Here is a 13,210-nt window from a genome sequence, read left to right as displayed (position 1 = left end):
GTCAACCCCCAACCTCACCCGCCATACGCCGCCGCAGCGTCGCGACAATGCTCCGCACCTGCTCGAAGGCATCATCGAGGCCCCTGGAGCTGTCAACCACGAAATCCGCGCGGGCCCGCTTTTCCTCGTCCGGAAGCTGCCGGGCGCGTATCGCCTGGAGCTTGGATTCGGTCATACCCGGCCTGGCCAGGGCGCGCTGCCTCTGCACCTCAGCTGGCGCGCTCACCACGACGATGCAGTCGACCCTCCCATGCTGCCCTGATTCGAAGAGCAGGGGAATATCGAGCACCACGAGATCCTCCCCTGCGTTTTCCGCCTGCAGGAGGAAAGCGGCTTCGCGCGCCCGCACCAGCGGGTGGACGATGGCCTCGAGCGCCTTGATCTTGGCCTCATCCCCCAGCACCGCCTTGCCCAAGGCGGTTCGATCCACCGCACCGTTGGTCACGGCCTCAGGAAACAGGGCCGCTACGGGTGCAACCGCCTCGCCACCCCTGCGGTAGAGTTCATGCACAACCGCATCGGCATCGAACACCGGGATGCCCAGACGGCGAAACATGTCGGCCGTCGCCGATTTTCCCATGGCGATCGAGCCGGTAAGGCCGATCTTGATCATAGACGCCGCCCCTCGATGTCCGCTTCGAGCAGCGCCCGCAGTTCAGGCGTCACCTCGGGCCGTATTCCGAACCAGCGCTCGAACCCGGGCACTGCCTGATGCATCAACATGCCGAGACCATCCACGGTGCGCAGGTTCCGCGCGCGGGCCGCAGTCAAAAGCGGCGTGGTGAGCGGCACGTAAACGATATCGCTGACGACCGCATGACCGGGAAGGCCCGCCAAATCGATGGTCAGGGGCGCCTTGCCAGCCATGCCGAGCGAGGTTGTGTTGACCAACAGGTCTGTGCCCGGCAGAACATCCTCTGCACGACCCCACTCCATCGGTATGACCTGCGGTCCGAAATCGGACCTCAGCTGCTCGGCGCGGGCGAGGGATCGATTCGCGACCGAAATCTTCTGCGCGCCGGCCTCGAGTATGACCCCGATGATCGAGCGCGACGCGCCGCCAGCCCCGAGGATGGTCACCCGCGCGCCGCTGAAGGTGAAGTCCGGCACCTCTTGCTCGATGCTGGCGACAAAACCGTAGCCGTCGGTGCTGGTGCCACACAGAGTGTCATCTTCAAAATAAAGGGTGTTCACCGCACCGAGTTTCGCGGTGAGAGGGTCGCGCACGGTGACTTGCCTGAACACGGCTTCCTTATGGGGCAAGGTGACATTGCCGCCGACCAGACCACGCGCGCGGAAACCATGGAGGAAATCGCTCAGGTCCTCCGGCCGGACAGGAATTCGGTCATACCGGCCAGGGATGCCGTATTTCTCGAGCCAGAAGCCGTGGAGGAGCGGCGAGCGGGAATGGTCGATAGGCCAGCCGATAACACAGGCCTGCCTCTTGGCAATCATGTGAGCAGCACACCCTCTTCGCGAAGAAAGGCGAGAAGGGGCAGCAGCGGCAAGCCGAGAACGGTGAAGTAGTCGCCCTCGATCTTGTCAAACATCTGGGCACCCAAGCCCTCCAGGTGATAGCCGCCAACCGTCTCCGTCACCTTTTCATCGAGAGCCGCGAGATAGGCGCCGAGAAATTCGGTGGAAAAGGCTCTCATGGAGAGGGTAGCCTCCGCATCGTGGCTCCATATGACCGCACCGTTGCGGGCACAGGCGACGGCACTGAACAGGACATGCTGCCGACCCCGCAGATCCAGCAGCTGATCGCGTGCTTCAGCCTTGCTTTTCGGTTTGTCGAGCACCTGCCCATCAACGGCCAGGACCTGATCTGCACCCACCACCAGGGCACTTCGATTCGCCTCAGAAACGGTCACTGCCTTGGTTTGGGCCAGGATCATGGCCATATCGGCGGGATCGCTGGGAGCGATAGCTTGCTTCACCGCGTTCTCGTCGATCTCGGGCGGCGCTACGGTCAGTCTGACGCCAGCCGCTTCGAGCATGGACCGGCGCGCTGGGCTTGTGGATGCCAGGACAATCTGGCTACGGCTGAGCATCATGTGTGGATCCTCGCGTGCTGTCTTTCATACAGCAAGTTCATAATGGCGGCGGCGGTTTCCTCGATGGATCGTCGCGTGACATCAATGATTGGCCAATTATGCCTTGCACAAAGCTTACGGGTGAATACCAGCTCGGCGGCGATGGCGGCGCGGTCCACATATTTCGTGTCTTCGGGCTGATTGAGCGACAGAAGACGGTTGCGGCGGATCTGAGCGATGCGCTCGGCAGTGGCAACAAGCGCCACGATCAGCGGCCGCTTGGCCTCGTGAATGCTCGGCGGGAGCGGCGCATCCAGGACGATTGGAATATTCGCCGCCTTGATGCCGCGATTGGCGAGATAAATGCTCGTCGGCGTCTTTGAGGTGCGGCTCACGCCGATCAGCACCACGTCGGCGGTGTCGAGATCGTTGCTATGCTGACCGTCGTCGTGGGCCATCGTGTAGTTCAGCGCCTCTATCCGCCTGAAATATTCCGCATTGAGACTGTGCTGGGCCCCGATGCGGGGCTGCGACTTGGCATTGAGATAGCTGGCGAGCGTCGAGACCACCGGATCGAGGATCGAGATGGCTGGCAGCTCGAGCTGCCGGCAATGCGCCTCCAGGGTTGCCCGCAACTCAGGGTCGACCAGGGTGAACAGCACGATCCCCGGTGTCTCCTCGATGTCCTGCAGCACCCGTTTGAGCTGCTTCTGCGTGCGTACCAGGGCATAGGTGTGCTCTATGGCGCGAAACTCGGTGTAATGGGCCACCGCAGCCCGCGCCACCGTGTTCAGGGTCTCGCCGGTCGAGTCCGAAATCAGGTGCAGATGGAAAAAGGTCTTCACGCCGGTTGTTCACATGTTCAGGTCAGCCCGAGGGATCATTTGTGCACAATTCACTGGACCGCGTGAGCCTTCTGCCATCTTGCTTCGCCTGTCCAGAGCTTTATCAACATGTCGCCGGCCTGTGGGTCGAGGCGCGCGCATTCGGGGCATAAGCTGGGCAGGAGGAACGGGCGCGTGGACGAATTGTTAAGAAACGATTAATAGCGGAGCCAGCCGGGTTGCCGTGGCCCAAGTGTGCCGCGGCCTCGGGGGCGGCAGCCTCGATCGGGCGGTATGAAACGGATCAGCGGGCAAAACTCGGCGGGGCTGTGGGAAAGCCTGGCGCAGCTTTGAACCCCCGACTTTCGGCGGGCAATATCAGCTTCAGAGTCTAAGAGTCAGATTCTTAATATTTGGTAAACTGAATGGCTTCCTCTCCCCTGTCGCACGCACCCTTGCTCGAGGTTCTCGACGGCCGGCCGCCTTTGCGACGTCCGGTCTGGATGATGCGCCAGGCCGGCCGCTACCTGCCGGAGTACCGTGAGGCCCGCGCCAGGGCCGGTTCTTTTCTCTCTCTGTGCTATAATCCTGCACTCGCCGCAGAGGTAACGCTGCAGCCCCTGAAAAGGTTCGATCTCGACGCAGCCATCCTGTTTGCGGACATTCTGCTGATCCCCCAGGCCCTGGGTGCCGACCTCACCTTCTCCGAGGGGGAAGGCCCGGTCCTCTCCACCGTGGCCAATGACAAGCAGGTTGCCGCGCTCAAGCTAGAAGGTGCTGCTGACCGTCTTGCGCCGATCTACGAGACGGTCGCGCGCGTGGCGGCGGCCAAGCCCGTCAATGTGACACTGATCGGATTTTGCGGCGCCCCGTGGACGGTGGCGAGCTACATGATCGAAGGCAGAGGATCGACCCGGGAGCGGGCGCGGCTTGCGGCTTTGGCCGCGCCGAGCTGGTTTGCCGCGCTGCTCGAAGTGATCACCCAGGCTTCCATTGATTACCTCGTGGCGCAGTTGCGGGCGGGCGCCGAAGCCGTTCAGATCTTTGACAGCTGGGCGGGCGACCTGCCGGCCCGCGCCTTCTCCCGGTGGTGCATCGAGCCTGTCCGGCAGCTGGTCGCCGGGGTGCGGGCGCAGGTTCCGGATGCGCGAATCATTGGTTTTCCCAGGGCTGCGGGCACGAACATCATCGATTTCGCCCAACAGGCCGGGGTGAACGCCGTGGCGGTCGACGCGGGGGTGTCGGTCAAGGTCATGCGCGATCAGCTGAGCCCGATCTGCGCGGTGCAGGGCAATATCGATCCGCTGTTGTTGCTGGCCGGCGGGCCCGCCCTCGATGCGGCGGTCGATGAACTCGTGCAGGGCCTGCCGCGCCGCCGGCATGTGGTCAATCTCGGCCATGGCATCCTGCCGAGCACACCGATCGAGCATGTGTCGCAGTTCGTCGCGCGGGTGAGGCTGCGCGACAGCGAGACCAGAAACGAGGAATCCGGTGGCTGAGCTCTATCCCTGGCTCAAGACCTTTCACATCATCTCGCTGATTGCCTGGATGGCTGGCATGTTCTATTTGCCGCGGCTGTTCGTCTACCACTGTGCGGCAGAGATTGGCAGTGTTCAAAGCGAAACCTTCAAGATCATGGAGCGGCGCCTATATAATGCCATCATGCGGCCTGCTATGGCCGCTACATGGCTGTTCGGCCTAGGGCTTGCCTGGATCTTCAGTCCTGGCATATGGAGCAGCGGCTGGATCTACGCCAAGCTGGCGCTCGTCGTGGGAATGAGCGGCTTGCACGGCTTCCTCGGCAAGACCATGGCCGACTTCGCGGCAGACCGGAACACCAGGCCTGCGCGCTTCTATCGCATTCTCAACGAGGTGCCGACGGTGCTGTTGATCGGCATCGTCATTCTGGTGGTGGTCAAACCCTTTTGAGGAAAAATCGCGAAACTTGTTTAAAACGCCTTGGCGATTTGCTAGATTATGGAAAACCGCAGGGTGGGTTGCTACCTGAGAAGCGGGTTCGGTACGTATTACGGTACCTCTCTGTGTCTTTCCTTCCATTCGCTTGCATCTGATGAAGGCTTAGGCTCGTCGAGCCGCTTGCCGATTCCATCGTCAGACAGCACCTCAAGCCTGTTAGAACCGGTGCATCATGACCGACCTTTCTGGACTCAAGGAAACCAAGCTCCACGAACTCAAGCAGAAGGCGCCCGCCGAGCTGCTGATGATGGCCGAGGAACTGGAGATCGAGAACGCGAGCGCCATGCGCAAGCAGGAGCTCGTGTTCGCCATTCTGAAGAGCCTGGCGCAACGCGACATCGATATTATCGGCGAGGGTGTCGTCGAGGTGCTGCAGGATGGTTTCGGGTTCCTGAGGTCGCCGGATGCGAATTATCTGCCCGGCCCGGACGACATCTATGTGAGCCCGAGCCAGATCCGCCGATTCAACCTGCGTACCGGCGATACGGTTGAAGGCCAGATCCGCAGCCCGAAGGAGGGCGAGCGCTATTTCGCGCTGCTGAAGGTCAACACCATCAACTTCGAAGACCCGGAAAAGACCCGGCACAAGATCCATTTCGACAACCTCACCCCGCTTTATCCCGACGAGCGGCTGGAGATGGAGATCGAGGACCCCACGGTGCGCGACCTCAGCTCGCGCGTGATCGGGCTGGTGGCGCCGCTCGGCAAGGGGCAGCGCGGCCTGATCGTGGCGCCGCCGCGAACCGGTAAGACCGTGCTGCTGCAGAACATCGCTCACTCCATCACCACCAACCATCCCGAGTGCTACCTCATCGTGCTGCTGATCGACGAGCGGCCGGAAGAGGTCACCGACATGAAGCGGTCGGTGCGCGGAGAGGTGGTGAGCTCCACTTTCGACGAGCCGGCGACCCGGCACGTGCAGGTGGCGGAGATGGTGATCGAGAAGGCGAAGCGATTGGTCGAGCACCGCCGCGACGTGGTTATCCTGCTCGATTCGATCACCCGCTTGGGCCGCGCCTATAACACGGTGGTGCCGTCCTCCGGCAAGGTCTTGACCGGTGGCGTGGATGCCAATGCGCTGCAGCGACCGAAGCGCTTCTTCGGCGCGGCGCGCAATATCGAGGAAGGCGGCTCGCTCACCATCATTGCCACCGCGCTCATCGACACGGGCAGCCGTATGGATGAGGTGATCTTCGAGGAGTTCAAAGGAACCGGCAATTCGGAAATCGTGCTCGACCGCAAGGTGGCGGACAAGCGCGTGTTCCCGGCCATCGACATTATCCGCTCCGGCACCCGGAAGGAGGAGCTGCTGGTCCGGCCCGACGAGCTCAAGCGCATGTATGTGCTGCGCCGCATCCTGTCGCAGATGGGTACGGTGGACGCAATCGAGTTCCTGCTGGACAAGATCAAGCAGACCAAGAGCAATGCCGACCTGTTCCAGATGATGAACAATTAGGCGGTGCCCGGTCGGGGCGTGCTCGCCCTCCCAGTTCTCGCGTCCTCGCGTTTTGCACTGCCAGGCGGCAGACCGCTCAAGCGGCCAGGCTCGGTGATTGGTGCCGAGCAGGTGGTGCCGCGGCAGAGGTAGAGGGTCGGCTGCCCATCGACCATTTCCTTGCCATGGGCGGGATGGTGATCGGCAAGACGGCTCGTATCGGCTGTGATGAAGACCATGCGCGTGGGCAGAGACTGCTCGAACACTCCAATGCGAAGTGCGGCAGCGGCCGATGGCGATGGCGCCACGATGATGGCCTGCACCAAGTCGAGATAGTCCTCCACCGCGTTGAGGAAGCCGGCATGGGCATAGACGTTCCGGCCGACTGCCGGCGAGAAGGCCTCCATCATCCGCTCGGCCCGCGTTCGATGCTCGGCGTTGCCGGTCGCGAGCCAGAGCCGGGCGAGATTGCCCAGCATGGTGGCGTTGCCGTTCGGCGTTGCATCGTCAAGCGCGGATTTCTGCCGGACGATCAGGGTTTCTGCCCGGCTGGACGTGTAGAAATAGCCGGCCTGCTCATCGTCCCAGTAGTATCGGTTCGCCTGCTCGGCAAGATCGGTCGCGCGGGCGATGAAATCCGGTTCGCCGGTTGCCTCATGCAGGGATAGTGCGGCTCTGATCAGGTTGGCATAGTCGTCCAGGACGGCCAAGTGCTGCGCGCGGCCTCGGCGCAGGGCGTGATGGAGGTGGCCTCGGCGGATCATTTCCGCATTGACCACTTCGAAGGCTCGCCGTGCTGCCGCCACCCAGTCGGGGCGCCCGAACACGATGCCGGCAAATGACAGGGCCGAGATCATCAGCCCGTTCCAGTCGGCGAGGACCTTGTCGTCCCAGCCGGCGCGCACGCGTTTATCGCGGACGCGGAGGAGATGCTCACGGGCTTGGGCCAGCTGCGCTTCGGTATCCGCATCGGCCAGGTCTCGATGCTGCAGCCGGTTGAGAATCGTGCGTCCCTCCCAGTTTCCCCCCGGACGGACATCGTAGAATACGCAGAAGAGCTCGGCCAAATCTGGCGGCAGCGTATCGCGGATCTCGGCCTCCGACCAGACGTAGAACCGACCCTCCTCGCCCTCGGAATCGGCATCGAGACTTGCGGCAAAGGCGCCGCTATCGGCGGTCATCTCTCGCAGCACCCAAGCCACCGTCTCTTCGATTCGGGTCCGCAACAGCGGCTCGCGGATCTCCTGCCAAGTCAAGGTCATGAGCTCCACCAGCATGGCATTGTCGTAGAGCATCTTTTCGAAATGGGGCACGAGCCAGCGGTCATCCACCGAGTAGCGGGCGAAGCCGCCGCCGAGGTGATCGTAGATACCGCCCTGGCCCATATTGACCAGCAGCGCTTCGACCGCACGGCGGTAGGTCTCGTCGCGCGAGCGCAAATAGGCTCGCCAGAGCAGCATGAACAGTGGCACCTGCGGGAATTTGGGTGCGCCCTTGAGGCCGCCGCGCGCCATGTCAACGGCGCCCAGCAGATGCTCTGCCACGCGATCGATGAGCGCGATCGACAAGTCGGGCCGCGGTGCATCCGGATCGTGGCGCTTGGCCATGGCGTGCCTGATCGCGGCGGCATTGCTGCGGATCTTGTCGGGCTCGGCGTGGTAAATGCGCGAAATCTCCCGGAGGACGGTGGGGAAGCCCGGCTGGCCATGGCGCGGCGCCGGCGGAAAATAGGTCCCGCCCCAGAAGGGCTCGCCATCGGGCGTAAGGAACATGGTCAGGGGCCAGCCGCCTTGCTCGCCCATGCGCTGCAGCGCCTCCATATAGATCTTGTCGATGTCCGGGCGCTCTTCGCGGTCCACCTTGATATTGACGAAGCGCTCGTTCATGAGAGCGGCGATCTCAGGGTCTTCGAAGCTCTCATGAGCCATCACATGGCACCAATGGCAGGCGGCATAGCCGATCGACAGGAGGATAGGACGGTTCGTATCCCGTGCCAGGCGCAGGGCCTCGGGGCCCCAGGGCATCCAGTGGACAGGGTTGTCCTTGTGCTGGAGGAGATAGGGGCTGGTTTCATTGCGAAGCAGATTGGCGGTCATGGAAACCTCCCTCGCACAGATGATCATGGTGCGCCTCTCGAGAGGGTAAAGCCGGCTGGTCTGAGATTGGTTCGGAGAGTGTTTCACGTGAATCAGGAATGCCGGGGATGAGAGCCGGAGAGGATACGATCTATGCCCTGTCGTCGGGGCAGGGGCGGGCGGCGATTGCCCTGGTGCGGCTGTCCGGCTCAGCCAGCGCCGAGGTGGCGCGGGGCCTCTGCGGCGACCTGCCCCGGCCTAGGCGAGCGGTGCTGCGAGCGTTGAACGATCCGGACGGTGGTGGTGTCATCGACCGCGCCATGGTGATCTGGCTGCCCGGGCCGCACACATTTTCCGGCGAAGACATGCTGGAGCTGCATGTCCATGGCGGACCCGCCGTGGTGGCGGCGCTGTTTCGCGCCCTGCGCCATTTTCCCGGTTTGCGTCCGGCTGAACGGGGCGAGTTCACGCGCCGTGCGGTCGAGAACGGTCGCATGGGCCTGGTGGATGCGGAGGGGCTGGCAGACCTCATCGCGGCCGATACGGAGGCGCAGCGGAAGCAGGCTCTGCGCCAGGCCAGCGGCGGTTTGGACGAGATCTATGAGGGTTGGCGCAACCAGCTGCTTGCGCTGCTCGCCCATCTCGAAGCGCATATCGATTTCGTGGACGAGGAGGGCGTGCCACTCGAAGTGGCGGCGGACGTGAGGGCCCGATCATCGGCGCTGGCGCGAGAGATTTCGAGTTTCCTGACGGACAATCGCGTCGGCGAGAGATTGCGCGAGGGGCTGACGGTCGTGATCGCGGGGCCGCCGAATGCGGGTAAGTCGAGCCTGCTCAACCGGCTGGCCCGGCGGGAGGTGGCCATCGTCTCCGATAGACCCGGGACGACCCGGGATCTCATCGAGGTGCATCTCGATCTCGGCGGCTATCCGGTCGTTCTTGTGGATACGGCCGGGCTGCGGGAGGCCGCGGCTGACGAGATCGAGGATGAAGGGATGCGCCGGGCGCGCAAGCGGGCTGGCGAGGCGGCGTTGGTGATCTGGGTCACCAGTCCCGACGCCGACGGAAGGCCGGAAGCGCCATTCGATTCGGCCCTGTTACGGGTGGTGAACAAGTCCGACCTGATACCGGGCGAGAACGTGCTGGATGCGATCTCGATCTCCGCAAAGACCGGAAGTGGCCTCGATGCGCTGGTCGAGGCGTTGACGGCGCGGGTGCAGGCGCTGTTTGCCGAGACGCAGGAACGGCCGTTGCTAACCCGCGAACGGCACCGTGTCGCGTTGTCGAAGTGCTGCGACCACCTGCTCGCGGCCGCTGCTACACCGGCAGACGAATTGGTGGCCGAAGATCTACGTCGGGCTGCTTGGTACCTGGGCAAGCTGGTGGGACGCATTGACATCGAGGACATCCTTGGCCAGATCTTCTCCGAATTTTGCATCGGCAAGTAGGTTTCACGTGAAACACGCATGACGTGAGCTGGCTCGATGCTCCAGCCTAACGAGTGAAATATGGCGGGTGCACATCCATTCTTCGATGTGGTCGTGGTCGGCGGGGGCCACGCTGGCTGCGAGGCCGCCGCTGCCGCAGGTCGCTTCGGAGCACGCACTGCGCTCGTTACCCACCGATTCGAGACCATTGGCGAAATGTCCTGCAACCCTGCCATAGGAGGGCTGGGCAAGGGGCACCTGGTGCGGGAGGTCGATGCCCTGGACGGCCTCATGGGGCGCGTGATCGACCAGGCCGGCATTCAGTTCCGCCTGCTGAACCGCAGCAAGGGGCCGGCCGTGCAGGGCCCCCGGGCGCAGGCGGACCGTGGGCTTTACCGGAAGGCAATGCAATCCGCCGTGGCCGAAACGGCGAACCTTCACGTCATCGAGGGTGCGGTGGCCGACCTCGTCCAAGATGGGCGGTCGGTGTGCGGGGTGGTGCTGGAGGACGGCCGTCGCATCGCGGCAGGCGCCGTGGTGCTCACCACGGGAACGTTTCTGCGCGGGCTCATTCATATCGGCGAACGGCGGATCCCCGCCGGCCGGGTGGGCGAGGCGCCCTCCTCGCTGCTGGGCGAGCGGCTGACGACCACCGGTCTCGCCCTGGGAAGGCTGAAGACAGGCACGCCGGCGCGGCTGGATGGGAGGACGATTGCATGGGAGCGACTGCAGGAGCAGAAGGGCGATGAGCGGCCCGTTCCCTTCTCCTTTCTCACCGACCGCATCCGCCAGCCGCAGATTTCCTGCTTCATCACCCATACCACGGCGGCCACTCACAGGCTGATCGCCGATAATCTCACGCGTTCTGCCATCTATTCCGGCGCGATCACGAGCACGGGGCCGCGGTACTGCCCCTCAATCGAAGACAAGATCGTTCGGTTCAAGGAGCGCTTGTCGCACCAGATCTTTCTCGAGCCGGAGGGACGCAACGACCATACGGTTTACCCCAACGGTATTTCCACGTCGCTGCCGGAAGAGGTGCAGGATGCGTTTCTGCGCACGATCCCCGGGCTCGAGAAGGTGCGCGTCATTCGCCCGGGCTATGCGATCGAGTACGACTATGTGGACCCGCGTGAGCTCCATGCGACGTTGGAATGCAAGCGGCTTCCCGGCCTGTTTCTCGCGGGGCAGATCAATGGCACCACCGGGTACGAGGAGGCGGCGGCCCAAGGGCTGCTGGCCGGCCTGAATGCCGCGCGGACGGCTGGCGGCACGACGCCCGTCACGATTGACCGGGCGCAGGCCTATTTGGGGGTGATGGTCGATGATCTGGTTACGCGCGGGGTGACCGAGCCCTACCGCATGTTCACATCCCGGGCCGAATATCGGTTGTCCCTGCGAGCAGATAACGCAGACCAGCGTTTGACCGAGCTGGGCGACAGCTGGGGCATCGTCGGCGGGCAGCGCATGGCGAGCTATCGCGAGCGCAAGCGGATCCTCGATGTTTCACGTGAAATGGCCGAGAGCCATCGGCTTACACCGGATGAAGCCGCGCGCCACGGCATCAAAGTCAACCGCGATGGCATCCGCCGGTCGGTGCTCGACCTGCTCGGCATTCCCGGTATCACGATGGACGATGTGATCCGGGTATGGCCAGCCTTTGGCACGCTTCCTGCCTTTGCGCTGGAGCAGCTGGAGGCCACCGCGCTTTATTCCGGCTACTTGGCGCGGCAGCAGCAGGATGTGGAGGCGTTCCGGCGCGAGGAGAACCGCACTATTCCGGCCAACGTCGATTACGATGCGATTCCGGGACTTTCCACCGAGGTGAGGCATAAGCTGTCACGGGTGCGGCCGGCAACGCTGGGGCAGGCGAGCCGCATCGACGGGGTGACGCCAGTGGCCCTCACGCTGCTTCTCGCCCATATCCGGCGCGAGGACAGGCGCAAGAGCGCATGACGGCGCGCCCGGATTTTTCGCACCCGGAAGTGGTGGCGGAACAGTTCGGTGTTTCACGTGAATCCATGGCGCGGCTGCAGCGCTATGTGGATGTGCTGATTCGCTGGAACCGTTCCATCAACCTGATCGGCGCAAGCACGGCAGAGCATATCTGGCAGCGCCACATTGCCGATAGTCTGCAGCTTCGCCGCTTTCTCGACACCGAACAGTCTCTCGTCGATCTCGGTTCCGGGGCGGGTTTCCCTGGGCTCGCCCTTGCTCTTGCCTTTCCGGAGGGCTCGCCGGCTTTCGCCCATCTCATCGAAAGCAACCGCAAGAAAGCGGCTTTTCTGGCGAATGCCATCAGGATGACCGATGCGCCCGCTGGAGTCATACCGAAACGAATCGAAGAGGTCGACGTGACGGCGCTGGTGCCGCAGCCCGCAGTGGCGGTCGCCCGCGCGCTGGCGCCACTCGCCCGGCTGCTTCAGCTGGCGCAGGGTTTTCTTGGCGCAGGGCTTGGCGCGGTTTTTCTTAAGGGACAAGATGTGGAGAGCGAGTTGACCGAAGCAGCTAAATCTTGGAGAATCGACGCAGACGTTTATCCAAGCTTGGTTGACGCATCGGGTCGCATCCTGGTGATTCGCCAGGCTGTACACAGGAATTGAAGTATGACTGCTTCGCCCCCCCATTTCTCCCCACGCGTTCTCGCGGTGGCTAATCAGAAGGGTGGTGTCGGTAAGACCACGACGGCGATCAATCTCGGGACCGCCTTGGCCGCGGTGGGCGAGCAGGTGCTTATCATCGACTTGGACCCGCAGGGCAATGCGAGCACGGGGCTCGGCATCCCGCGAACGGCGCAAATGCGGTCGACCTATCACGTGCTGATAGGTGAAGCACGGCTGCACCACGTGATTGTCGAATCAGGCATACCCCGGCTCGACTGTGCGCCTTCCTCCATGGATCTGCTCGGGGCGGAGATCGAGTTGTCCGATTTCGACCGCAAGACCTTCCGGCTCGCCGATGCGATCAGCGTGCTCTCGCGGGAAACCGGCCTTCGCTACGACTACATCCTGCTGGACTGCCCCCCATCGCTGAACCTGCTGACCATTAATGCCTTCTGCGCGGCAGATGCGGTGTTCGTTCCGCTTCAATGCGAGTTCTTCGCGCTTGAAGGCTTGAGCCAGTTGCTCAAGACCGTGGAACGGGTGCGGGTCAACCTCAATCCACGCCTGGTCATCCAAGGCGTTGTGCTGACCATGTATGACCGCCGCAACAGCCTTTCGGAGCAGGTTGCGGAAGACGTACGTAGCGTGCTCGGCGACAAGGTCTATGAAACGGTCATACCACGCAACGTTCGCGTCTCCGAAGCGCCGTCCCACGGGAAGCCGGTGCTGCTTTATGACAACAATTGCATCGGGAGCCAGGCGTATATCCGGCTCGCATCCGAAATGATCCGCCGAGAACGCAACCTGAGAGTGGCTTGAGCGTATGCAGAACAGAG

Annotated in this window: 12 protein-coding genes; 7 read left to right on the top strand and 5 right to left on the bottom strand. The window is 63.1% G+C overall.

The window, feature by feature from the left end:
- Nucleotide 1: 1 nt before the first annotated feature.
- Genes coaE through E4P09_RS06225 form a run of 4 tightly spaced genes read right to left on the bottom strand, consistent with a single transcriptional unit; the run spans nucleotide 2 to nucleotide 2,878 of the window.
- Nucleotides 2–613 carry a dephospho-CoA kinase gene (gene coaE, locus E4P09_RS06240; RefSeq protein ID WP_137388664.1) on the bottom strand — a complete coding sequence of 204 codons (612 nt, stop codon included), beginning with the start codon at nucleotides 611–613 and terminating at the stop codon, nucleotides 2–4.
- Nucleotides 610–1,455 carry a shikimate dehydrogenase gene (locus E4P09_RS06235; protein WP_137388663.1) on the bottom strand — a complete coding sequence of 282 codons (846 nt, stop codon included), beginning with the start codon at nucleotides 1,453–1,455 and terminating at the stop codon, nucleotides 610–612. The genes coaE and E4P09_RS06235 overlap by 4 nt, the downstream gene beginning before the upstream one ends.
- Nucleotides 1,452–2,054 (bottom strand): Maf family protein, encoded by a 603-nt coding sequence (locus E4P09_RS06230; RefSeq protein WP_338048989.1) that lies wholly within the window; start codon nucleotides 2,052–2,054, stop codon nucleotides 1,452–1,454. The genes E4P09_RS06235 and E4P09_RS06230 overlap by 4 nt, the downstream gene beginning before the upstream one ends.
- Entirely contained in the window at nucleotides 2,051–2,878 is an 828-nt protein-coding gene (locus E4P09_RS06225; protein ID WP_137388662.1) for a pyruvate, water dikinase regulatory protein, read from the bottom strand. The genes E4P09_RS06230 and E4P09_RS06225 overlap by 4 nt, the downstream gene beginning before the upstream one ends.
- Nucleotides 2,879–3,282: 404 nt before the next feature.
- Here E4P09_RS06225 and hemE point away from each other — a divergent pair, with 404 nt between their 5' ends.
- The 3 genes from hemE to rho all read left to right on the top strand — a co-directional run bounded on the left by hemE (nucleotide 3,283) and on the right by rho (nucleotide 6,290).
- Nucleotides 3,283–4,356, top strand: a complete 1,074-nt coding sequence (gene hemE / locus E4P09_RS06220) for a uroporphyrinogen decarboxylase (RefSeq protein ID WP_137388661.1) — start codon at nucleotides 3,283–3,285, stop codon at nucleotides 4,354–4,356.
- Nucleotides 4,349–4,786, top strand: a complete 438-nt coding sequence (gene hemJ, locus E4P09_RS06215) for a protoporphyrinogen oxidase HemJ (RefSeq protein WP_137388660.1) — start codon at nucleotides 4,349–4,351, stop codon at nucleotides 4,784–4,786. The genes hemE and hemJ overlap by 8 nt, the downstream gene beginning before the upstream one ends.
- 220 nt (nucleotides 4,787–5,006) lie before the next feature.
- A complete protein-coding gene (gene rho, locus E4P09_RS06210) occupies nucleotides 5,007–6,290 on the top strand; it encodes a transcription termination factor Rho (protein ID WP_137388659.1) in 1,284 nt (427 codons plus the stop codon).
- Here the strand turns inward: rho and E4P09_RS06205 are convergent.
- Complete coding sequence (locus tag E4P09_RS06205) at nucleotides 6,287–8,365, bottom strand: thioredoxin domain-containing protein (RefSeq protein WP_137388658.1); 2,079 nt, start codon at nucleotides 8,363–8,365, stop codon at nucleotides 6,287–6,289. The two genes, rho and E4P09_RS06205, sit on opposite strands and share 4 nt — an antisense overlap.
- Nucleotides 8,366–8,472: 107 nt before the next feature.
- On the opposite strand from E4P09_RS06205, the gene mnmE reads away from it, so the two are divergent.
- From mnmE to E4P09_RS06185, 4 genes are read left to right on the top strand one after another with little or no spacing between them, the layout of a single operon-like run.
- Nucleotides 8,473–9,792, top strand: a complete 1,320-nt coding sequence (gene mnmE / locus E4P09_RS06200; protein ID WP_137388657.1) for a tRNA uridine-5-carboxymethylaminomethyl(34) synthesis GTPase MnmE — start codon at nucleotides 8,473–8,475, stop codon at nucleotides 9,790–9,792.
- 60 nt (nucleotides 9,793–9,852) lie between these two features.
- Nucleotides 9,853–11,727, top strand: coding sequence for a tRNA uridine-5-carboxymethylaminomethyl(34) synthesis enzyme MnmG (gene mnmG / locus E4P09_RS06195; RefSeq protein WP_137388656.1), 1,875 nt, complete (start codon nucleotides 9,853–9,855; stop codon nucleotides 11,725–11,727).
- Nucleotides 11,724–12,374, top strand: a complete 651-nt coding sequence (gene rsmG, locus E4P09_RS06190; protein ID WP_137388655.1) for a 16S rRNA (guanine(527)-N(7))-methyltransferase RsmG — start codon at nucleotides 11,724–11,726, stop codon at nucleotides 12,372–12,374. The genes mnmG and rsmG overlap by 4 nt, the downstream gene beginning before the upstream one ends.
- 3 nt (nucleotides 12,375–12,377) lie before the next feature.
- Complete coding sequence (locus E4P09_RS06185) at nucleotides 12,378–13,193, top strand: ParA family protein (protein WP_137388654.1); 816 nt, start codon at nucleotides 12,378–12,380, stop codon at nucleotides 13,191–13,193.
- Nucleotides 13,194–13,210 lie beyond the last annotated feature (17 nt).

Origin of the sequence: Rhodoligotrophos defluvii (assembly GCF_005281615.1) — a bacterium.
Taxonomy (GTDB): Bacteria; Pseudomonadota; Alphaproteobacteria; order Rhizobiales; family Im1; genus Rhodoligotrophos; species Rhodoligotrophos defluvii.
Note: the sequence above shows the minus strand (reverse complement) of the source record. Positions and strands in the feature narration are given on the sequence as shown.